Source organism: Streptomyces colwelliae (assembly GCF_048158785.1).
Lineage (GTDB): Bacteria > Actinomycetota > Actinomycetes > Streptomycetales > Streptomycetaceae > Streptomyces.
In genome coordinates this window covers 1-20,226 of sequence record NZ_JBLTJC010000030.1, presented here as the reverse complement: position 1 = coordinate 20,226, position 20,226 = coordinate 1, and the positions used below count along the sequence as shown (strand labels likewise).

Sequence of the window (20,226 nt, the reverse complement as noted above, 5' to 3'; positions counted from 1 at the left end):
GACGGTCGGGCACTGCGGCGGCACGGCGCGGCCGTCCACTCCAGAGGGGGCGGTGCCGTGAAGACCCGGTTCTCCCTGAGCGGTGACCTCTGGCTACGGGTGTCGCTGCAGCTGACACGTCTTCTGCTCACGGTCCGCGTGCCGCCCCCGGGCTTCCGCGACATAGGGCCCTTCGCCAGCTTCAACACCCCCTCATCCCCCACCATGGCTCCGCCTGCGCGGGCTCAGTGCCGCCACGGGCAGACTGGCAACACAAAGCGCGGCCGTTGGTCGGCAGGACCCTCCAGGCCGGTGACACCGTGAGCGAGCCGTACGAGTCGAGCCCGAGTCACGCCGCGTTCGCTGCCGAACTGCTGAGCCGCGTGGAAATCACCAGAGAGCAGTGGCGCACGCCCGGGCCGGAACGCGTCCGCATGGCAGCAGATGCCCTCGCGGCCACCCAGAAGGCGCAGCAGGACAACGCCGTGGCGCTGCACCGCATCGTGGAGAGTCTCAGGCAGTGGCCGGGGCGCCGGACGGTGGGCCAGAACGCGTGCCAGGCGGCCGTGAGTATCGCGGTCCACTGCGACCACGATCCGGCTTTTCAGCAGAGGCTTCTGCGACTGCTCCAAGTGGCCGTAACAGCGGGTGAAGCCACTCGTGCCCAGCTGGCTCACCTGCACGACCGCTGCCTCGTCAACGCCAGGCAGCCCCAGCTGTACGGCACCCAGCACTGGTACCGCTCTGATGGGCAGCTCCAGCCGCACCCGATCGCCGACCTCGCGCAGCTCGACACCCGAAGGGCCGGCGCTGACCTGCCTCCCTACGCCGAGCAGGCCCGGCACCTCCGCGAGCGCCACGGGCCGCTCGGCTCCTTATCGACCTCCGCTACAGCGGACCCGATCCCCTTCTCCTTGCCCGAGAGGTGCGCGGCATGAACGAATCGATCACCGTTCTGAACTGGAATCTGGAGAAGGGCATCAACCTGGAGGCGGGCGCCCGCTGGGTCCAGGAGCAGCGCCCTGACATCTTCTTCCAACAGGAAGTCCAACCGGACCAGCTCGCCCGGGTGTCGGAACTCCTGGACATGGACGGCCATATCGCTGTCCCGCGACCCGGCAGCTCCAACGACAACGCGATCTTCGTCCGCCGCGATGGACCGCTGGTGTGCACGGAGGAATACCCGCAGGCATGGGCACCCTGGCACGCGCCGGCGAACCTCGCCGTCCGCCTCCGCGACGCTGACGGCACCCTCAGCCCCCGGCAGATCAGCGCCGTCAGCATGCACACCTGCTACTGGTCGCCCGAGCACCGCCTGACCGAGTCCCGCTGGTGCACCACTCTCGCCAAACCCGGCTGGCTGGCCATGATCTTCGGCGACTGGAACAGCTATCGCGTCGGCACGGACATCCGCTGGGACGACTACACCGACCACGCCTTCGTCGCCAACCGCACCTACGACTGCGCCGGCCGGCGGCACACAGACGTGCGCCCCGACCGTGAACTGCTGGCGGCCGGCTACGTCGAGATGGCACGCCACGCCGCCGAGCACCTCGATCAGCCCGAAGCTCTGGCCCCCAGCTCCGGCTACCGCGACCACCCCGGCCGACCGAAAGGCCCCAGGTACTGCATCGACCGCGGATACCTCAGCGCGGAACTCGCCCCAGCCCTGACCAGCTTCACCGTCTGCGACAGCCCTGAATTGCGCCGGCTGTCCGACCACCTGCCTCTGCGTGCCGAGTTCGACTTCGCGCAGATGCGCACCATCCTGCACCGGTCTGCAGCGATGTATCAGCCGCACGACAACCGGCACGCCGCGTCGGTCCGCGGCCGCCACCCGGCGGCTGCCGGCGGTGCGGCATGACCATCACCGTGCGGCTGGGTACGTACAACCTGCTCAATGGCGGCGGTGAACGCTGGCGCGCCCAGGCGGAGTTCCTGCGGGCGCAGAACCTGGACGTCCTGTGCCTGCAGGAGGCGAAGAGGTGGGACGAGGGCGGCTACGCCCGCATGCTCGGCTTCGCCGAACTTCTTGGAATGCAGGCGCAGTTCGCCCCGTCGAATAGCCACAACTGCCACCTGGTCACGCTCTACCGGTGGCCCCGCGTGCGGTGCACGGCGTTCCACCCCGATGTCGCAGAAGGCACCTTCCACCACGTCGTCTCGCGGGCCCACCTCACCGTGGATGGCCGCGAACTCACCGTACTCAACACTCACCTGGCGCCCTTCAGCGGCAGCAGCCGCTCCCGCGAAGCCGACTGGCTGACCGAGTACGGCGCCGCCGGCCGGCGCGTCGTCCTGGCCGGAGACCTGAACGTCCAAGGTGTCGTCGACGAGGAGCTGGAGGACTGGGGAGTCATTCCGGCCGAACTGCACTCCCGCCACCGGTCGCAACTGGCCGACGGCAGCTACGGCGGCAGTGACCGCCTGGCGATGGCCAAGCTCGTGCACGCAGGCTTCATCGATCCTGTCGCGGCGCTCGGCATCCCGGTGCCACGCACGGCCGGCTACTGGAGCGACGCCGAGCGGTGGGACCACCGCTCGGATCACATCCTCCTCGCGCCGGACCTCGCTCCTGCCCTCACCGGGTGCGAGGTCCCCGATACCGAGGAAGCCCGGGGCCTGAGCGACCACCTGCCGTTCATCGTCACGCTCGAACTGCCCCAGGCGGATGCAGCTCTCACCCCCGACCGGTGAACCGCGCCGCCGCGCCCGTCCACCGTCGAGACCGTCAGCAAGGAGAACCAACACGTGACCGATGAACTGCGCGTCGTCTGTTGGAACATCGAGCACAACGGCCGCGGCCCGAGCGGAGGCGACGACCACCGCGACCTGGCCCGCGACATCCTCGCCGCCATCGAACCGCACATCGTGCTGCGCCAGGAGCTGACAGGCGCGTGGGACCGGGGGAAGGCCGACCTGTACGCCGAGGCCAACCGGCTCGGCGGCCTCACGCCGTTTATGGCCGCGCCACGCGAGGGGCGCAGCCGCAACCCCGTCGGCGTGATGGTCGATCCCGCCCTGTTCCTCGTCGACGGCGAGTTCGAGCACGACCTGGCGTGGAAGCCGATCTGCAATCCCCGTGTCCGCCTCAAGGGGTGTCCGAAGTCACTGGATCTGGCGTCGGCCCACCTGTGCCACTTCGACCCGGACATGCGCGCGACCGAGGCGAGGCGGCTCACCACACTCGCCGACCACGGCCGGAGCGCCCTCGTCGGGATGGACGCCAACAGCTACCCGCACCAGACGGCGCTGGAGTCCGTGGCGCTCCCGGACTGGGACAAAGTCGCGGACCGCGTCCACTACCAGCACCGCACCATCGAGCGCGACGGCTGCCGCGTCTCGGACACCCGGCCGGATGAGATCCTCTCCGGCGGCGATCCGGTCTTCACCGATCTCGGCCTGCACGCCGCCACCACCCTCGGCCGGCCCGGCGCGCTCGCGGCGACGGCGAGTCTGAAGCGCACCGACCAGGGGGCGGCTCAGCGCATCGACCGCATGTACTGCACCCCCGATCTCGCCCCGGCCCTCATCGGCTTCGACGTCCTGGCGACCGACGAGGTGCGGGAGGTGTCCGACCACGCCCTGCTCGTCGCGCGGTTCGACCTCAACGTCCTCCGCCAGGTCCTCACGCCTGCCCGCTGACACTTCTATCTCTGGGGGAAATCTCCATGCTCATCAACGCGGCGATCTGCAACTTCGAGAACAACGGCGGCGGCGACCGCGCACTGTGGCAGCGGATGCACGACAAGTTGGCGTCGCTCGACCTGCATCTGCTCCTGCGGCAGGAGGTGTGGAACGCGCAGGACGACGGCAACGCGCTCGCAGACGCGGCCGAAGCCGTGCTCGGCATGGCCGGACTGATCGGCCCCGAGTGCTGCACCGCCCTCTACCACGACACCAACCTCTTCACCCCCGTCGGCGAGTTCCCGAAGACCGGCCCCATGTGGGTGCTCCCGCCGACCGTGCGCAGCCTGCAGCTCGCTGGCACAGCCCCTGGCGCGGTCCCGTTGATCGTGGGCTCGTACCACCTCAACTACGGCTCCACCACCACGCGCCTGTCGGAGGCCGAGCGGCTGACCCAGTGGAACGACAGATGGGTCAAGGTCGATGGCCGGCGCGTCCACTACCCGGCGCTGCTCGGCGGCGACAACAACAGCTACCCCGTGCCCGGCACCCCGGGGGATCCGGCCCTGCCCGTCCTGGAGGAGATCCCCGACAAGCCCCACCGGGCGCACCGCTCCTACATCGGACTGGACAACGTGCGCCGGATGGACGACCGACCGGACGACACCCTGCGCACCGCCGGCCTCCAGGACGTCGCCCGCCACCTCGCCACCACCGCGGGCAACACCGCCGCAGTCGCGCCGACGGTCGACGCCTACGAAACGCACGGGCCGGACTCGCGCATCGACCGGATCTACGCCAGCAAGCAGCTCCTGCCTGCCGTGCGCGAGGTCGAGGTCATCAATATGAAGGGCTTATCCGACCACCACACGGTCGTGGTGCGCCTGGACCGGGACACCCTCACCAACATCCTCAACAACCCGATCAGCCGCACGGCATGACCGAAGGCCACGGCGGAAGGCACACGCTCCGCATGCCCCGCTCCCTGGTCGCGCGCATTGCCGCGCCGCTCTGCCGTCCCTCGCCCCAGGGGTGTGCCGAGGACTACACCTGGTTCCGGCAGCGCCTTGCCGAACCGGACCTCCTCGACTGCGCGGTCGGTGTGAAGGTGGACGGCGACGTGCTCCTCGCGGTGCCCGTCGGCGGCACCCGCAGGGGTGGCTACCTGTCCGTGGGCACCGTGACCGACGCCGTGCGTGTCTGGGCGGCCCTTCGGGGTCGACCTGGCTTTCCGCGTATCCGGCTCGGCCTGTCGGTCTACTTCGACACCTGTCACACCGTCGACTGGGGCCCTCGACAGCCCTGGGACGACGCAGAGCGCGGCAAGTACTTCGGGTACGCGCCGTCCGCCATCCACGCCTTTCTCCGTCACGTCTCGATATACGACCAGCATCCCGAGCCCGCAACGGGCGAGACGGACCCGATCGGTGGGCGGACCGGGCAGCAGGATCCGCTGCTGTCGGCGACCCGGGGCACCTGGCCGGCGATCGGCACTCCTTCACCTCTCGTCATCCGCCGTATCTCGAAGGACCAGCGATGACCGTCAGCCGGACAACGCTGGTCCTGGAGAGCGTCGGCCCACAGGCCCGCCGAAGCCGCAGCAAGCCGAGGCACCCGGGCGCACGGGGCCCAGCCGTCGACGCTCCGGTTCTCTTCCTGTCCCCACCGGGATGGGCGGCGCGACGATGAGTCCGAGATCGGAGCGCAACGAGGTCTTACTCAAGCACCTTGAGATGCTGGACTGGTCGATGAGCGGCTTCGCCCGCCGGATCGGCGCACGGTGCGAAGCGATCCGTCTGCCCTATTCGGTGGTCACGAGCACCGTCTCGCGGTGGTGCAAGGGCGCGACGCCCGGCGACGACCTGGCAGCCGCCGCATGTTACGTGCTGTCGGCAGCGCTGAACCGGGTCGTGACGCCGGAGAGCTTGGGCTGGCCGTCTGACACCGGCCTGGTCGCGGCACAGTCGTTGGAGTACTTGGACGTCCCCCACGCCGTGCGCATGCTCTCCAAGCTGTGGGCCTTGGATGCCATGCGCAGGCGCAACGTGGTCAAGAGCGCGTTCTCTCCGAGCGTGTTCGGTCCTGCGTCGCGGGAGGCACTCGTGATGCCGGCGGACGCCGTTATCGGTGGCCAGGGACGGCACAAGGTCACGGCGGCGGACATCGACCTGCTTGACGAGCAGACCAGGTTGTACGGAAGGCTGGACTCGCAGCACGGCGGGGGCAAGTTCCGCGGGGTGTTCGCGTCGATGATGGACACGCACGCCACGCCGATGTTGAACGGGAGCTTCTCCGCGCGGACCGGGCGCCGGCTGTACGGCAGCGTGGTGGACGCGGTACTCGCGATGGCGTCGATGGCCTACGACGACCAGCTCCCCGGCCTGGCCCAGCGATACGACCTTCAGGCGATGCGGCTCGCCCAGGCGATCGGCGACCGCGCCCGCATCACCCGGGTCCACATCCACCAAGCCCGACTGGCTGCAACCCAGGGCGGGCGGGCCGACGTCCTCGCGCACGCCCGCAGTGCTGTCCTGGCGGCCGAGGGGACGCCTCCCCTCGTCAGGGCCTACGCGTGCGTGACCGAAGCGCGAGCATGGGCGCTGAACGAGCAGACAGACCATGTCGTGGCTGCGGTGAAGCGTGCCCGCGAGTTCTTCGCCCGCGCTCAGAGCAGCACCGGCCCGACCTGGCTGGAGTGGTTCGACCTGCGCGAGTTGGAGGGGCAGGCGGCATGGGCATTCGCTGTGGCAGGGCTGGCCGAACAGGGGGTACAGGCCCTGAAGGAGGCGTCGGCCCTTCCGTCGGACCGGACACGGGACACGGTTGAACTCCTGATCACCGAGGCCGAGCTGGCCCGGCTGCGCGGCGACTCGGCTGAGCACGCGACTGCCTCGAAGCGCGCCTCCCAGGCGTCCCAGCACCTGATGAGCCGGCGGCTCTCCGAACGTCTCGACCACTTGAAGGCAGGCGAGCCGCTACGCGGCTTCTGACCTGTGCTGTACGCATCCGAGGCCAGAGGCCGCCACGTCGTGCTCTGACCCGGCTGCGAAACCCGCCTGCCCTGGGCGTCTGTCAGCTTGTCGGGAACAGGCTCCGGTAAATCCAGTGGGCCCTGAAGGGACCGCCGTGGTGCGGGGATTCCAGGGAGCCGTGGTGGCCTTCTCCATTCGGGGTGTGCAGTGCGGCACTGAGTTGATAGTCCGGATGAACCCCGTCGTCGCTGAGAGCGGCCGCGAAAGTGAGTTCCAGGACGTCTCCAGGAGCGACGGGCCTGGGGCTGTCGAAGAGCGGCAGGTAGATGGTGGCCCAGTTCGTCTTCATGTGCAGGGCATCCAGTGGCTCTTCGTCCGGCAGGCACCAGAGATTGAGCCATGTGAGCACGCCGTCCACGCGGCCGGGCCGCGTGATGACCAAGCGCGTTGTCCTGCGCTGCTCCGTCCGCAGATCGCCGTTGAAGTCGAGCACCTCGACGGGCACGCCTTCGGAGAGCAGCGCCCCGATAGAGGGGTTTTCGACCCTGAGCCGCACGTCGAAGGGCGTGCCGTGCCAGTCGAAGATGCTCCGTAGGTACGGAAGGGATGCCTCGGCGAACGCCACCGGCTGCTCGGGAAGCAGATCGGACAGGCAGGCTGCTGCGGCCAGGGTCTCCGCGCGGTGGGGCACCACGAGTCCCCCGGGCGCCAAGAGGCGGCTCCGGGCATCGGTCAGGACGGCCGCCGCGCCTTCGGCGCCCGCCAGGGAGCCGATGATCTCCGCGACGCAGACATCGGCTCTGGGCGCGAACTGGAGGTTGGTCGACTGGCCGTGCAGGAGCGTGATCCGGTCCTGTGGGTCGAAGGCCGACAGGTTTGCCGCCGCCTTGTGGAACGCGTCCTCAATGACCTCGATGGCCACAGCGTGCCGGGCGCCCGCCTGGACTCCTTCGCGCGCCCAGAGAAGGTCTTGTCCAGTCCCGATGTCCAATATGCGCCTGTTGGGGGCGAGGTGGGACAGTGCCGTGCGGAAGCGCTTGTTGCGTTCGTCGTCGGTGGTCATGGTCGTGTAGAGGAACGGGTCGTAGATGGGGTACTCCCCCACGCTCGGCCACAGGGCGGGACGTCCTTCCTGCTCGGGTTCGGGGTCCACGCTCACGCGTACGGGGCGCCCGTGTGTCTCGATTTGGTGGATGTTGTGCATGGTCGGCCTTTCACGGTGGTGCTCAGCAGGGTTCGGTCTGGCGCCCGCAGGAGCTGTCGGGCCTGGTCTGCGTGTCCGAGTGCTGGCGGGAGGCTCAGCCGCTCGCATCGTCGGGCCAGGTGATCTTGACCGTGGTGTCGAGCGGAGGCCGTTCAGCGGAAGTGCCGGGCGTACAGCGGGTGCCGACGTACAGCCAGCCCAGCAGCTGCTCCCCATCGGCGACGCCGAGGTACTTGCGGACCTGGGGGGCCTGGATTGCAGACCCGGTGCGCCAGATCGATGCCCAGCCGTGGCTGTGCAGGAGCAGCGACAGCATGGTGACCATGCCGGTGGTGGCGGCCAGCTGCTCCCAGTCGGGAACCTTCGGATGGTCGGGTACAGGGCAGTGCACGATCGACAGGAGCAGCGGGGCGCGTAGAGGCTTCGCGGCGGCGCGCCGGGCCTGCTCCGGCGCGGCGGCTTCGCCGAGCACCTCACCGAGTCGGGCCCGCTCGTCGCCGGTCACCGCGATCAGCCGCCATGGGTGGAGTCGCCCGTGGTCGGGTGCGGTGGCCGCGGCCTGGACGAGGCGCTCCAGGTCGTGGCGGCCGGGCGCGGGCTCGGTCAAGCGGGGGGTACTGCGCCGACTGAGGACGGCTTCCAGAACCGGGTTCGGAGGCGGGGTCATCCCGTGGCCTCTCGGGCGGGGTCACGCTCGGATTCGGCGTGCGGGGCCGACGGGGTCATCCTCGGGTCGTCGCCGGCAACGCGCCTGAGTATCGGGGCGGTGGCTGCGGTGGTGATGACGGTCATGACCACCAGGAGGGTGAACAGGGGCTCGCTGATGACGCCGATCTGGATGCCGATGCCGAGCACGACGAGTTCGGTCAGGCCGCGGCAGTTCATGAGCGTGCCGACGGCGGCCGACCAGCGCCAGTCGAAGCCGGTGAGCCGCGCTGCGCCGGCAGCGCCGCCCCATTTGCCGATGACGGCGATGCCCAGGATCGCCGCTCCCCAGCCCCACTGTCCGGCCGGCAGTGTGGAGAGGTCGGTGTGCAGGCCGGTGTCGACGAAGAACAGCGGCAGCAAGAGGGGAAGGACGACAGCGCGGATGCGGGCGGCGCTGCGCTCGACGGCCCGGAGGCCCCGGGGCGCGCATGCGCCGAACAGGAAGGCGCCGAAGGCGGGGTGCACGCCGATCTGGTCGGTGGTGTAGGCGCTGAGGCACAGTCCGGCGAAAAGCAGGACCAGGACGAGGTCGTCGGAAGTGCGGCCGGCGCGTTCGAGCAGGGCGCGCAGTGCCGGGCGCAGGGCGGTGAGGCCGGCGGCGAAGGCAGCGGTCAGGGCGAGGGTGGTCAGGGCCGACAGGGCGGTGCCGGAGGTGGACAGGGCGACGACCGCGGTGAGCAGGCACCAGGCGAGAGCGTCGTCGGTGGCGGCGCAGGCCAGGGCGAAGGCACCCAGGGGCGTGGTCTCCATGCCTCTGTCAGCGAGGATCCGTGCGAGGACCGGGAAGGCCGTGATGCTCACGGCGACGGCGACGAACAGGGTGAACGGCAGCCGGCCGACCCCGTCGGGGGCGAAGTGCGGGTAGAGCGCCGCGGCCAGGCCGGCGCCGAGGGCCATGGGGAGCAGGACGCCGCTGAGGCTGACGGCGGCGACCGCGCCTCGGCTGGTGCCCAGGGTACGGAGGTCGAGTTCCAGTCCGATCAGGAAGAGGAACGTTAAAAGGCCCAGGTTGCCCAGGGCGGAGGTGATGGGCAGGACCGAGGGCGGCAAGAGATGGTGCTGGACGCTGGGGGCGAGCCAGCCGAGCAGCGAGGGTCCGAGCAGGATCCCGGCCAGGACTTCGCCGATGACCGGCGGCTGGCCGAATAGCCGTACGGCGCTCCCGCCTACCTGGCAGGCGAGGACCACGACCGGGACGGCGAGGAGCACGGGCAGCAGCGAATCGGACACGGCAGCTCCGGGAGTCGGGGCGGATGGCCGCGCGGCGGGACGGCAGGCGGGCGCCGGGCGGGGGATGGAGTGGATCAGGCGCGGGTCAGCGGCAAAGTGGTGCAGCGAAGCGAGCCGGGGATGCGGGTGACCTCGGAGTAGTCGACGGCCAGGACCTCGAGTCCGCGGCCAGCGAGCTGCGCGGCGATGCGGTCGCTGCCGACGGCGATGATCACGGTTCCCGGCGCGAGCGCCAGGACGTTGGCCTGCACAGCACGGGCTTCGTCGTCGTGGACGTCGATGAGGTCGAAGTGCTGCTCGAACCAGCGCAGTTCGGCGGGCGGGAAGACGGCGCGGTGGATGAGGGCGGTGTCGGGGGCGACGATGGTGAAGTGGTCGTCCAGGTGGACGATGCCGTCGACGGCGAAGCGGACCGGGCGCACTTCGCGGGCGACGCCGTGGTGGGACAGAGCCTGTTGCAGCGCCGTGACGCCCTTGGGGGATGTCTCTTCACCGAGGCCGACCAGGACGGTGTCGGTGTGGAGGATGACGTCACCGCCCTCGATGGTGCCCTCGTCGAGATGAACGACGTGCGGGGCCTCGGTCATGAGCGCGGTGAGCGCGTCAGCCTCCGGGAGGCGGTGAACCGAGTTCAGGCGTGCCATGACCAGGACGTGGTCGATGACGAAGGCGATGTCGCGGGGGTAGTGCTGGACCGGGCAGCCCGGCGCCGCGTCGAGGAGGGTCACCTCCGTGCCGCGGCTGCGCAGCAGGTCGATCAGGGTGTCCTGCTGGGCGCGGACGGTGGCCGGGTCGTACGGCCTCCAGGAACTGGTGGTCTTCTGGCGGGCCAGGACGGGATGGACGTCGGGACCGTCGAGGTCGGGGGTGACATCGCCGGCGTAACGCAGAGCGACGTGGCGCAGGGCGCCGTACTCGCTGGTGGCGTGCGGGATGAGCACGATGAGCCCTCCTGGGTCTGGTGCTGGGCGGGTCGAACGGCGAGACGGACGCGGCGCAGACGAGCCCAGGAGGGGCGGGGTCCGGGGGCCGGCAGGTCAGGCTGCCGGCCCCCGGAGGTCTCGCGGGTGTCAGCCGACGGGGCTCTTCTTCTGGGTGTCTGGGACCTGGGGCAGCCAGCGCACGTTGTTGTCGCGGAAGGACTGGTTGACGGGGACGAGGTCGGCTCCGCTGGTGTTGTCCAGGGCCGTGACGACGATGCCGAGCTCGGGGACGTCGCTGTCGATCGCCGCGAGGCGGCTGCCGCAGTCCGGGCAGAATCCGCGCTTGGCCTCGCCCGGGAACGTCTCGAACCAGGTCGGCTCGACCCCGTTGGTCCAGGTGACACCGTCCGGAGCGAAGCCGGCCCACCACATCATCGGCCCGCCTCCGAGCTTCTGGCAGTGCGGGCAGCTGCACGTGTGCGGGTAGACGGCCGGCCCCTTGACGGTGAAGCGGATCCGTCCGCACAGGCATCCGCCGGAGCGCTCCTGGGCTGCGGCGACGATGTCGGGGGTGGCGTTCATCAGTTCATCTCCGAGGCACGGTGGGCGAGTTGAGCCCACCAGTGTGTCATTCCCTCTGCGATCGTGAGGAAGCCGTCGAGGGCCTGGGGCAGGTCGATGTGGAAGAGTTCACTCTCTCTGATGAATCGCGCCAGACCTTCGATGTGGGCAGCCTCGACGCTCAGCCCGCCGACCTGGGCGGCCTCGTGTTCGTCGTCGAGGTGGAGCTCGTAGTAGTAGTGCAGGGCCTTGAGCTCGCTGCCGCTGCCCTGACCGGTCAGCACGCCGTAGCGGTTGGTGATGTCGCGCAGGATCTCGGTCTCGGCGATCGCCACGGCCTCGGTCGCGTAGTAGGCGCCCGCGATGTGGCTGGGCATGTGCGAGCCGACCATCCACTGGTGGAGGTTGACCAGCGTCTCGGTCTCGCGGGCGGGCACGTGGCCGTTGACGAGGAGTCCGAGATCGGACAGGAGCGCGTTGGTGTAGAGGACGTAGTGCGCGGGGACCTTGCCGCGCTCGCCGCCCTCTTCCAGGTGGTTGCGGCGCAGCTCGTGCGCGAGTTCGGGGCAGAACCCCTCCACGCTGGTGGCGGCCGCCTTGAGGTACTGCGCGTTGTAGCGGGCGAAGACGCTCAGCTCTTCGATGTACATCCGGGCCTGGCGCTCGTTGAGGTCGGCCGCGCCGACCTTCTCGGCGATCTTCCCGTACGTCCAGTCGACCATCGGCGTCAGGTGCGCGGTGACCAGGGCGTTGCCGGAGGTGAACTTGCCCAGCAGGGTGCCGTTGACGGCGCTCTGCGTCTCGGGGTTGGCCTTGATGTACGCCTGGATGAGGCTGTTGTCGGGGGTCATTTCTTGGTGTCCTCCGTGTCGGCGGGGCGGGGCGACAGCTGCAGGCCGCCGGTGGCTCCCAGGGCCCGGACGGCCGCGAGGAGTTCGGGGTTGTCAGGCAGAGCGATCGTGTCGCCGTCGTTGAGCGCGGCGACGGTGTCCCGGTCCAGGGCCGCGTCATCGAGGGCGATGCCCGTCTGATGGCCGCGCAGCAGGACCTGCCGGGTGTCGTCGCCGCTGTCGAGGGTGGTCACCTGGTAGGGGGCGATCAGGGTGATCTCGGCGCCGGGCGTCACCTGCTCGGGGTCGAAGGCGTCCGCGGCTTCCTGGCGGGCGAGGTCACCTTCGACGAGTTCCCAGCCGCCGTTGCTGAGCAGCGTGGCCCACCGCTGCTCGGCGTGCTGGCGGGCCTCGCCGCCGACGCGGTCGACGGCGAGGAGCAGCAGTTCGCGGCCGACGCCGGACAGCCGGTCGGCGACGGCGTCGAGCCCAACCGCCGTGTCCGCCATCGCGGAGGGCTCGTTGAGCGGGTCGTCGGGTCCCTCGCCGGCCAGCGCGGCGAGCACGTCCGGGATGATGCGGCTCTGCAGGATCTGCGCGTACGGGTAGGTGTAGAGCGGCATGGCCACCGAGACGGAGAAGGTGTCCTGGGTGCCGACGTGGAAGACCCGGCGGGGCAGGAACAGGGCGTCGCCCGGCTCCAGGAGGAAGTGCTCGGCCTCTTCCAGCAGCGCCTGGTAGTCGCCGAGGGTGGCCTTTTTGCCGCCAGTGAGCTTCTCGTACTGCTCGGCGGGCCAGCAGTAGAAGTTCTTGGCGTTGGGGCCGAGGTGGACGAGGAAGGCGTCCTCGTAGCCCTCGTGGATGCCGAACGCGGTCCCGCTGTAGTTGCCGGCGAAGGCGACCTGTTCGGCGCCGCCCAGGGGCAGGCCCCACCCGTCGATGACGCTCTTGAGGAAGGTGCCGAGGCCGGCGGCGAGGGCGGGGCTGATGGTCTCCAGGTTGTTGATGACCAGGGAGAACCGCTCGGCGGCGGCGACATCTTGCATCCACGGCACGAAGACGTCCACGCCCTCGTCCCAGGAGGGGGCGGTCAGTGCTTGGGCCAGGAGGTCGTCGCGGCGGTCCTCGCCGACGTAGACGCGCGCGTGCGCCTTGATGTCGGCGCTGGCGGCGTGGGCCCGGCGGATGGCCTCGAATCCCGCCAGGACGTCGTCCGGTCCGGCTGCGGCCGCGGGGATGATGCCCTTGAACAGGTAGGGCGTGGTCCGTCCGGTGGTGTGCTCGGGGAAGGTGCCGGTCCAGAATGCCTGGTCGGGGGGCCAGGGGTAGGTGCTGTTCATCAAGGGTCTCCTGATGTTCGGGCGGCGCGGGGCAAGGGGCCCGGGTGGCCGGGCGGCGGGATCAGGTGAGGTAGTCCTCGGGGCCGCCGCGGCGGACGGTGTCGAGCGTGAAGCAGTGGAAGCCGCCGCCGAACAGGCGCCGGTGGCGGTGGCGGACCGGGATCACGGTGAAGCCGCGGCGCTCCAGGACGGCGATCAGCTCCGGGTAGAGGGAGTTGACGACGACGGTGTTCTCGTCGACGGACAGCAGGTTGATGTCCATGTACCGGCTGCCGATGGGGATGACGAAGCCGAGGTCGCTGTAGTCCGGGAAGTTGCGGTCGTCGGTCTCGGGGGCGTAGATCACGTCCCAGGACTGCATGGCCTCGGGGAGAAATTTCAGGTACTCCGGTGAGCGCAGCAGCATCAGGCCGGGGCGCAGCGGGACCAGAACGCTGTCGATGTGGTTGTCCGCCATGGCGTCCAGGCGGTGGAATCGCAGGTCGCGCAGGTTGTCCCGGAGCCAGCGCAGGGCGAGTTCGTGGTTGAGGTTGGCGACGTTGACCAGGACGTCGCGGCCCAGGCGCATGCACTGCGCGCCGTCGAAGACCATCTCCAGGCCCAGGCCCTCGATCGTGCCGGCCATCTCGCCTTCGGTGGCGCGGGCGACGTCCAAGCCCTGGCGGGTGAAGTAGCCGGTGTCGAGGGAGTCACGGGTCAGGGCGGGCCGGGGCATGCTCAGCCAGTTCGCACCCCCGGCCTGGTAGTAGCGGTAGAAGGCCGGCTTGAGCAGGTCGTTCTCGAAGATGCGGGCGCGGACGTGGGGCGCAGTCTCCACGATGGTGTTGCCCAGGACGATGCTCTGGTCGCGGACGTTGAGCGGCGGGGTGGCCCTCGCGTCCCAGTGCGGGGAGCGGATGTCGACGTCCTTGCCCGGGGCCGCGGGCCGCAGAACGTTCACCCCGCATCCGGTCAGGGCATCGGCCAGGCCGGCGATGTCCTCGTTGAGCTCGTCAAGGAGTTGCGGGGGGATCGGCAGGAGTTCCTCCCCCGACGGGCTGGCATGCCCGTCGAGGGCGGGGGCGACGTTGTCGTAGAAGAACAGCCGCCACGAGGTGTCGGTGTGGTGGGCGTTGTAGTGATCAGCGCGGCCGAGGACCACTTCTTCAAGTCGGGTGAACTCGTCGAAGCTGTTCAGGGCCGGCGGGGCAGGGGCGGTCTGGGGCATGGCGGGCCGCCTCCTCGGCGGCGGGCGACGGCGCGCCCCTGCCTCCGGCGCGCGGGTGCGCGCTGGGAGGGGCGGTGCCGTACGGGGGTTCGGCGGGCGGGTTCAGGGTGCGGTCAGGCGGCCGAGGGGTGCCGGTGCGGGGTGCAGGCGGCGCTGGCGGTGGCGAGCCGGGCGATGATGTCCTCGATCACGCACGGCTGGTCGGGAGTGGAGCGCCGGCGGAAGAAGTAGCCGGAGCACCAGGGCACTTCCTCCCACCGCTGTAGACGCTCCGAGGTGAGGGCGCGGGCCTCGGGCAGGCGCCGCCAGGGGATCTGCGGACACCAGTGGTGGACGGGGTGGTACATGTCGTCGAGATGGCCGCCGAGCAGGTGCCGGGTGAGCCAGTGCGAGCTCCAGCCGCGGGTCTGCAGGAGGATGTCGTCGTTCTCGATCAGCCCGGCGTGGTTGCCCAGATCAGTGATCCACGTGACGACCGGCCGCACCAAGACGAGCGGGAGCAGCCAGTAGAGCAGGAGGTACGGCACGCCGCCCACGGGCCACAGTGCGGCGACGACGGCCGCCCAGATCAGGGCACGGGCGGCCAGCGCTCGCCACGCCTCCCCCGGCGCGCGGGTGACCAGGGTCAGCACGGCGGTCTTCGGCAGGCGCCACATGGCGTTGCGCACGATGACCCGCAGGACGAACGCGCGCCGGCTGGGCGCCCGGCCGGCGGCACGGATGTTGCCCGCGAGGTAGGACTGGAACATCGGATCGTCGTCGGAGCCGAGCTTGGCGTGGTGCACATAGTGGCTGCTGCGGTACGGCGCGAAGCCCTCACCGAGTAGCCCGGTCAGCAGGTATCCGATGACCCGGTTGCCGCGGCGGGTGGCCATGAGCTTGGAGTGCACGCACTCGTGCCCGAGGTTGGACAGGTGGCGCTGGCGCACGCCGATGTAGCAGACGGCGATCAGCGGGCCGACGACGTGGCCGACGAGATGCCCGGCGATCGCTGCGGCGGCGATCGCGACAAGGTCCCAGGCGACATCCCACAGACCGATCGTCGGGCGTCCGCAGAGCTTCTCCAGGTCGGTGATGAGCTGCTGGCCGAGGGCCTTACGCACGGGGCCGGAGGCTCCGGTGCCGTTGCGGGTCCTGCTGGCGGGGCTGCCCATCAGGTCCTCCAGTCGATGTGGTGCGGGGTGGGAATGTGCCGTGCTCCGGCGCGCCCGCGGCTGGGCAGCGCACTGGCGGGCGCACTGTTGGCGGGCGCGCCGGAGGACGACGGAAGGGTGGTTCAGCCGCGGATCAGGCGGCGGTGAGGGCGCTGTCCGGGCGCATGCCGGCCTTGAGGTCGGTGGCGTCGGGACGCATCCCGAGCTTCAGCTCCGGGGCGTCGGGGCGCATGCCGGTCTTGAGGTCGGTGGCGTCGGGACGCATCCCGAGCTTGAGGGCGCCCGCGTCGGGACGCATGCCGAGCTTCAGGTCGGTGGCGTCGGGACGCATGCCGGCCTTCAGGTCCGGGGCGTCCGGGCGCATGCCGGCCTTCAGGCCGGTGTCCGGGGTCATTGCGGCGGTAGCGGTCATGGAGGTTCTCCCTCTTCGGTCGCGGGTGACCCCGCGAGTCCGTGTGATCGGCTGATGGAGCTGCCGGGCCGCGGTCGGGTGAGGTGCTGAACCGTCGGCTCGGACGTCATGGGCGCGAGCGCCCGCCGGTGGAAAGTCGCGCCGGAGCACGTCCGCTCCATCCGTGGATGAGCGTTGGATGAGCGTTGCGGTACGTGGTCGCGCTGGGCGCTTGGCCAGTCACGCTAGGGCTGCGCCGGAGGCAGCCGCAACGGCTATGGGCGTTGCGGCGGTTGCACGGGACCGTTGCGTGACCGTTGCGCGTCCATGCCACCTGAGCTGCGGAAACGCCGAAGTCTCGTCCTGGAACAGTGGCGGATCGGGGCCGTCGGGCGCTGCGATGCCAGCAGAAGGGCTTCTGCTGCGCGCGTCGCCGCGGCTAGCTTGTGGGACCGCCGAGGAGCCGTGCACGAGGACGCCGTGGCGACCGGATTCCCTCCATTTGCCGTTGAAAACAGAGGCCTTGAGGAGCACACGTGCTCAACCCCGTTGTGATGAAGTCCGACCTGCTGTTCAGCCTGCGTGACACGCTGCGCTCAGAGACGTTCGTCGAGGTGGTCACCCCTACGGTGCGCAGAGCCGACCTCGGCCCGGGACGTCGCGTGCCGGTCGATCTCGACGGGGGCCGCTTCCTGCGGGCGATGATCGGCCCGGCGCTGCGCGTGAACATGGAGCACCACCGGCGGGTCTTCGAAATCGGTCAGTGCTTCCGGCCCGAGAAGCCGGACGAGCTGCACGCGCCCGAGTTCCAGATGCTCGACCTCTACGCCGCCGACGAGAATTTCGAGTTCCTGTTCGCGCTGGCCGAGCGCCTGGTCGTCCCGCACATCCGTTACACCCCCGAGCGGGTCTCTGTCGCCGGCCACATCCATGACGTCTTCGGCATCGACCTGCGCCGCGAGCCCCTCGGCGATCTGCCCGCACAGATGGCCGCCCACCTGGACATGGGTACCGAGGTGCCGTTCAAGACGGTGCTCGGCCGGTTCGTGGAGCGCGAACTGGAGACCCAGAGCACGGGTGCCGCACTGTTCCTGACCGAGTACCCGATCGGCGGGGACGAGCCGTGCGCCCGTCTCACACCGGGCACGACCGCCGTCCTCAACCGTTTCGAGGTCCTGATCGACGGCCTCGAAGTCGTGCACGGCTACGAGGACGAGCCCGACCGGGCCGCGTTCGTCGAGCGGGCCCGTGCGGTGGACCTGTACGACGACGAGCAGGCCCTGGCGTGGAAGGCGATCGACGCCGGGCAAGCGCCGGCCCACAGCGTCGGGCTCGGCATCGGCATCGAGCGGCTGTGTATGGCCGCCTCCGGCATCAAGGACATCAGCGTCTTCCAGCAGTCGGCCCAGTTCTGACCGCCACCCTTCCGAAAGGAGCCGCGATGTCCTTGTCGCTGCGCCCGCTCGACGACAGCGGCTTCGGCGCCGTCGTCGACTGCAACCTCGCGACCGAAGCCGAAGGGCTCGCGCCCCAGCTGGCGCGAGCCCTGCACCAGCACAGGCTGCTGGTCGTGCCCCGCCAGCACCTGACCCACGCCGATCTCCTGACCGTCGCCTCCTGCTTCGGAACGGTGGACACGAGCATCGACCGCCGCTATGCCGTCGGCGGCTTTCCCGGGCTGACCGTCATCAGCAACATCGTCGAGGACGGCGAGTACGTCGGCATCTACGACGGGGACGACGAGGAGGAATGGCACGCCGACAACAGCTTCAAGCCACAGCTGACCGCCGTGACGCTGCTGTACTCGGTCATCACCCCCGAGGAAGGCGGCGAGACCCGCTTCGCCGACGCGACCCGCGCCTACACCGGCCTCCCCCCGGCGGCACGGCAGCGGATCGAGAAGATGCGCGCGGTGCACTCCATCCAGCAGCTCGGCGCGTTGCAGAGCCAGGCCAGCGGCGGGCAGTCGTCGGCCGCGGCCGGGAGCCTCGCCGGCCAGCCAGAGGTCGAGCACCCGCTCGTCCTGACCCATCCGGTCACCGGAGCCCGCTCACTGCTGCTCGGCTCCATGGTGATCCGCTGCGTCACCGGACTCTCCGATCAGGACAGCCGCGCCCTGATCGACGACCTGCTGGAGCACACGACCAGAGCGCCGTACCTCTACAGCCATCGCTGGAGTCAGGGCGACCTCGTCGTGTGGGACAACCTCGCCACCCTCCACACCGCATCCCCGTGCGACAGCTCCCGCCACCCCCGCCTGCTGTATCGCGCTGCCGTTCGACAGCATGCCGCTTCCCGTGGCTCCGAGGGATGACCGGCGGCGAGAACACGCTGTCTGCGCTCGTCGCCAGCCCTAGTGTTTGCCCATGACCGCGAAGGCCGTGAAGGTGCCCCTGAAGGAAACCGCCCTCAACCTCGAGCGCATCACCCAGATCGGACACCAAGTGCACGGCGTGTGCCCAGACTTCGACGCCGGCGCCTTCGTACAGGACGTGATGTCCGACCTACCCGCACTGGAGCTGAAAGACCGGATTTCTCGGACCAGCCAGGCACTGCACACCCACCTTCCGGTCACCGGCACCGAAGCCCTCGACGTCCTGCTGCGCTCGCTGCCGCCGACTCCCGAAGCCGCCGGCATCACAAACGACTTCGGGTGGCACACCTACTCCCCGCACTCCGACTTCGTCGCGCGCTACCTGCGCACCGGCGAGTACCTGGACCAAGCCCTCGACGCCCTCGCGCGCTTCACCCGGTACTTCTCGGCAGAGGTCGCCGTGCGGGACTTCCTCAACGACTTCCCCGACGAGACGATGAAGGCCGTTGACGCGTGGTCCCGCGACGAGGACCACCGGACCCGCCGGCTCGCGAGTGAAGCCACCCGCCCCCTCCTGCCCTGCGCGCCCCGCATCTCCCTGCCCGACGATGCGGCGCTCCCTGTGCTCGACCGGCTCTACGCCGATTCCAGCACCTACGTCCGTACCTCCGTCGCCAACCACCTCCACGACCTCGCCGGCACGCAGCCCGAACTCGTCCTGGCCACCCTCGGGCGGTGGAAGGACACCGCCAGCGCCACCGACCAGCACTTCGCCTTCATCGCCAGGACGGCCCTGCGGAGCAGGCTCAAGAAGGGCTCGCCGGACGCCTACGCCTTCCTCGGCTACCCGCACGACGCACCTCTCGAGCTGACACCCCTCGTCCTGGAACGTACCGAGTTGGCCGACGGCGACGTGCTGACCTTCTCCGCCGCCCTCACCGCCACCGTGGCCGTCCCGGTGGATGTCATGTTCGTGATTTCCTCCACCACCCCCACCGGCAAGCCGCGCGAGAAGGTCTACTTCCTCAACCGCAACACCGTCCAGCCCGGTCGGCCGCTCCTTCTGGCCAAGCCGCACAAGCTGCGTTCGACGGCCACAACGAAGATCACTCCCGGCCCGTACACCGTCGCGATCCAGGTCAACGGCCGCCGCTTTCCCGCCGCGCCGTTCACGGTCGTCGCGGCATGATCCGCGACCGGCCTTCTACCTGATCTGAGCGCTCTCCACCAGGGCCGTGCCTCGTCCTCGCCACGGCCCGGTCAGCCATGCCCCACACCGGATCCCCAGCCAGCACGGCAATCCCCCGAAGGAGTGACCCGACTGCGTCGAACAGATTTCAAGGCCCGCCGCCGCACCCTGCCCGCCCCAACAGCCCGATCAGAACGTGTGTTCACGAAATGAGCCGTGACGGAGCCCGATCCGACGCGTTCTTAGAGCACCAGTGCCACTTCCCCGCCCAGATGGAGGACATCATGAATCCCGCCCCCACCCTCGTGCATCAGCCCTCCGGAATCGAACGACGGCCCACCCCCGTGACGGTGCGCCGTGTTGACGACACCCGCTGCTCAGCACGTCTGGATACGAGGTGGGTGGCATGAGTGAGTCGACCGATGAAACCGCCGAGACCGTCCCAGTTCGACGGTGACTGGTTCGCGGCTGTGATTCAGGAGGAACAGCACTGAGCACGCCCACGTCTTCGGTGTCGAACATCGCGCCCTTCCAGGAGAGTTGAACGTGCCGGCCTCGGCGGTGGTGTCGTACGCGCGCATCCACGTTATGCAGACC

Annotated in this window: 20 protein-coding genes; 10 read left to right on the top strand and 10 right to left on the bottom strand. The window is 69.8% G+C overall.

Annotated elements, in window-relative coordinates; translation table 11 throughout:
• Nucleotides 1-266 precede the first annotated feature (266 nt).
• The 7 genes from ACNFOC_RS09320 to ACNFOC_RS09290 all read left to right on the top strand — a co-directional run bounded on the left by ACNFOC_RS09320 (nucleotide 267) and on the right by ACNFOC_RS09290 (nucleotide 6,596).
• Complete coding sequence (locus tag ACNFOC_RS09320; RefSeq protein WP_210539583.1) at nucleotides 267-917, top strand: DUF6624 domain-containing protein; 651 nt, start codon at nucleotides 267-269, stop codon at nucleotides 915-917.
• On the top strand, nucleotides 914-1,843 hold the full coding sequence (locus ACNFOC_RS09315) for an endonuclease/exonuclease/phosphatase family protein (RefSeq protein ID WP_103546306.1): 930 nt from the start codon (nucleotides 914-916) through the stop codon (nucleotides 1,841-1,843). Before ACNFOC_RS09320 ends, ACNFOC_RS09315 begins: the two co-directional genes overlap by 4 nt.
• Nucleotides 1,840-2,676, top strand: a complete 837-nt coding sequence (locus ACNFOC_RS09310) for an endonuclease/exonuclease/phosphatase family protein (protein ID WP_200723513.1) — start codon at nucleotides 1,840-1,842, stop codon at nucleotides 2,674-2,676. Before ACNFOC_RS09315 ends, ACNFOC_RS09310 begins: the two co-directional genes overlap by 4 nt.
• A gap of 54 nt (nucleotides 2,677-2,730) precedes the next feature.
• Entirely contained in the window at nucleotides 2,731-3,624 is an 894-nt protein-coding gene (locus ACNFOC_RS09305) for an endonuclease/exonuclease/phosphatase family protein (RefSeq protein ID WP_212728764.1), read from the top strand.
• A gap of 26 nt (nucleotides 3,625-3,650) precedes the next feature.
• On the top strand, nucleotides 3,651-4,547 hold the full coding sequence (locus ACNFOC_RS09300; RefSeq protein WP_212728765.1) for an exonuclease/endonuclease/phosphatase family protein: 897 nt from the start codon (nucleotides 3,651-3,653) through the stop codon (nucleotides 4,545-4,547).
• A gap of 32 nt (nucleotides 4,548-4,579) precedes the next feature.
• Complete coding sequence (locus ACNFOC_RS09295; protein ID WP_024127147.1) at nucleotides 4,580-5,146, top strand: DUF6302 family protein; 567 nt, start codon at nucleotides 4,580-4,582, stop codon at nucleotides 5,144-5,146.
• Between the two features lie 130 nt (nucleotides 5,147-5,276).
• Complete coding sequence (locus ACNFOC_RS09290; RefSeq protein ID WP_006379171.1) at nucleotides 5,277-6,596, top strand: NsdA family TPR-like regulatory protein; 1,320 nt, start codon at nucleotides 5,277-5,279, stop codon at nucleotides 6,594-6,596.
• Between the two features lie 82 nt (nucleotides 6,597-6,678).
• Here the strand turns inward: ACNFOC_RS09290 and ACNFOC_RS09285 are convergent, their stop codons facing one another.
• The 10 genes from ACNFOC_RS09285 to ACNFOC_RS09240 all read right to left on the bottom strand — a co-directional run bounded on the left by ACNFOC_RS09285 (nucleotide 6,679) and on the right by ACNFOC_RS09240 (nucleotide 16,147).
• Nucleotides 6,679-7,641: an SAM-dependent methyltransferase gene (locus ACNFOC_RS09285; RefSeq protein ID WP_258040108.1), complete on the bottom strand. Its 963-nt coding sequence runs from the start codon at nucleotides 7,639-7,641 to the stop codon at nucleotides 6,679-6,681.
• 235 nt (nucleotides 7,642-7,876) lie between these two features.
• Complete coding sequence (locus ACNFOC_RS09280; protein WP_006378663.1) at nucleotides 7,877-8,449, bottom strand: nitroreductase family protein; 573 nt, start codon at nucleotides 8,447-8,449, stop codon at nucleotides 7,877-7,879.
• Nucleotides 8,446-9,720, bottom strand: a complete 1,275-nt coding sequence (locus tag ACNFOC_RS09275) for a cation:proton antiporter (RefSeq protein ID WP_024127150.1) — start codon at nucleotides 9,718-9,720, stop codon at nucleotides 8,446-8,448. Before ACNFOC_RS09275 ends, ACNFOC_RS09280 begins: the two co-directional genes overlap by 4 nt.
• A gap of 74 nt (nucleotides 9,721-9,794) precedes the next feature.
• On the bottom strand, nucleotides 9,795-10,661 hold the full coding sequence (locus ACNFOC_RS09270) for a dimethylarginine dimethylaminohydrolase family protein (protein ID WP_006378929.1): 867 nt from the start codon (nucleotides 10,659-10,661) through the stop codon (nucleotides 9,795-9,797).
• 129 nt (nucleotides 10,662-10,790) lie between these two features.
• Complete coding sequence (locus ACNFOC_RS09265) at nucleotides 10,791-11,225, bottom strand: GFA family protein (RefSeq protein WP_006378701.1); 435 nt, start codon at nucleotides 11,223-11,225, stop codon at nucleotides 10,791-10,793.
• The gene (locus tag ACNFOC_RS09260) at nucleotides 11,225-12,055 is read right to left on the bottom strand and encodes a DUF3865 domain-containing protein (protein ID WP_006378897.1); all 831 of its coding nucleotides are present in this window, start codon (nucleotides 12,053-12,055) and stop codon (nucleotides 11,225-11,227) included. Before ACNFOC_RS09260 ends, ACNFOC_RS09265 begins: the two co-directional genes overlap by 1 nt.
• On the bottom strand, nucleotides 12,052-13,374 hold the full coding sequence (locus tag ACNFOC_RS09255; protein ID WP_266697488.1) for a JmjC domain-containing protein: 1,323 nt from the start codon (nucleotides 13,372-13,374) through the stop codon (nucleotides 12,052-12,054). Before ACNFOC_RS09255 ends, ACNFOC_RS09260 begins: the two co-directional genes overlap by 4 nt.
• A 61-nt stretch (nucleotides 13,375-13,435) precedes the next feature.
• Nucleotides 13,436-14,581: an inosamine-phosphate amidinotransferase 1 gene (locus tag ACNFOC_RS09250; RefSeq protein WP_266697489.1), complete on the bottom strand. Its 1,146-nt coding sequence runs from the start codon at nucleotides 14,579-14,581 to the stop codon at nucleotides 13,436-13,438.
• A gap of 113 nt (nucleotides 14,582-14,694) precedes the next feature.
• Entirely contained in the window at nucleotides 14,695-15,735 is a 1,041-nt protein-coding gene (locus ACNFOC_RS09245; protein WP_006378956.1) for a fatty acid desaturase family protein, read from the bottom strand.
• 133 nt (nucleotides 15,736-15,868) lie between these two features.
• Nucleotides 15,869-16,147, bottom strand: a complete 279-nt coding sequence (locus tag ACNFOC_RS09240) for a hypothetical protein (RefSeq protein ID WP_024127153.1) — start codon at nucleotides 16,145-16,147, stop codon at nucleotides 15,869-15,871.
• 515 nt (nucleotides 16,148-16,662) lie between these two features.
• Here ACNFOC_RS09240 and ACNFOC_RS09235 point away from each other — a divergent pair.
• The 3 genes from ACNFOC_RS09235 to ACNFOC_RS09225 are packed head-to-tail and all read left to right on the top strand — an operon-like array spanning nucleotide 16,663 to nucleotide 19,629.
• Nucleotides 16,663-17,541, top strand: coding sequence for an amino acid--tRNA ligase-related protein (locus ACNFOC_RS09235; RefSeq protein WP_006379091.1), 879 nt, complete (start codon nucleotides 16,663-16,665; stop codon nucleotides 17,539-17,541).
• Between the two features lie 26 nt (nucleotides 17,542-17,567).
• Nucleotides 17,568-18,440: a TauD/TfdA dioxygenase family protein gene (locus ACNFOC_RS09230; RefSeq protein ID WP_006378998.1), complete on the top strand. Its 873-nt coding sequence runs from the start codon at nucleotides 17,568-17,570 to the stop codon at nucleotides 18,438-18,440.
• Between the two features lie 52 nt (nucleotides 18,441-18,492).
• Nucleotides 18,493-19,629, top strand: coding sequence for a YhaZ family DNA alkylation repair protein (locus ACNFOC_RS09225; RefSeq protein WP_212728826.1), 1,137 nt, complete (start codon nucleotides 18,493-18,495; stop codon nucleotides 19,627-19,629).
• Nucleotides 19,630-20,226 lie beyond the last annotated feature (597 nt).

Bases quoted from the DNA above. Each gene is read 5' to 3' on its own strand.
- ACNFOC_RS09310 (WP_200723513.1), top strand. From the start codon at position 1,840: ATGACCATCACCGTGCGGCTGGGTACGTACAACCTGCTCAATGGCGGC.
- ACNFOC_RS09250 (WP_266697489.1), bottom strand. From the start codon at position 14,581: ATGCCCCAGACCGCCCCTGCCCCGCCGGCCCTGAACAGCTTCGACGAG.
- ACNFOC_RS09295 (WP_024127147.1), top strand. From the start codon at position 4,580: ATGCCCCGCTCCCTGGTCGCGCGCATTGCCGCGCCGCTCTGCCGTCCC.
- ACNFOC_RS09240 (WP_024127153.1), bottom strand. From the start codon at position 16,147: ATGACCGCTACCGCCGCAATGACCCCGGACACCGGCCTGAAGGCCGGC.
- ACNFOC_RS09280 (WP_006378663.1), bottom strand. From the start codon at position 8,449: ATGACCCCGCCTCCGAACCCGGTTCTGGAAGCCGTCCTCAGTCGGCGC.
- ACNFOC_RS09225 (WP_212728826.1), top strand. From the start codon at position 18,493: ATGACCGCGAAGGCCGTGAAGGTGCCCCTGAAGGAAACCGCCCTCAAC.
- ACNFOC_RS09245 (WP_006378956.1), bottom strand. From the start codon at position 15,735: ATGGGCAGCCCCGCCAGCAGGACCCGCAACGGCACCGGAGCCTCCGGC.
- ACNFOC_RS09315 (WP_103546306.1), top strand. From the start codon at position 914: ATGAACGAATCGATCACCGTTCTGAACTGGAATCTGGAGAAGGGCATC.
- ACNFOC_RS09290 (WP_006379171.1), top strand. From the start codon at position 5,277: ATGGGCGGCGCGACGATGAGTCCGAGATCGGAGCGCAACGAGGTCTTA.
- ACNFOC_RS09300 (WP_212728765.1), top strand. From the start codon at position 3,651: ATGCTCATCAACGCGGCGATCTGCAACTTCGAGAACAACGGCGGCGGC.
- ACNFOC_RS09255 (WP_266697488.1), bottom strand. From the start codon at position 13,374: ATGAACAGCACCTACCCCTGGCCCCCCGACCAGGCATTCTGGACCGGC.
- ACNFOC_RS09285 (WP_258040108.1), bottom strand. From the start codon at position 7,641: ATGACCACCGACGACGAACGCAACAAGCGCTTCCGCACGGCACTGTCC.
- ACNFOC_RS09260 (WP_006378897.1), bottom strand. From the start codon at position 12,055: ATGACCCCCGACAACAGCCTCATCCAGGCGTACATCAAGGCCAACCCC.
- ACNFOC_RS09230 (WP_006378998.1), top strand. From the start codon at position 17,568: ATGTCCTTGTCGCTGCGCCCGCTCGACGACAGCGGCTTCGGCGCCGTC.
- ACNFOC_RS09265 (WP_006378701.1), bottom strand. From the start codon at position 11,225: ATGAACGCCACCCCCGACATCGTCGCCGCAGCCCAGGAGCGCTCCGGC.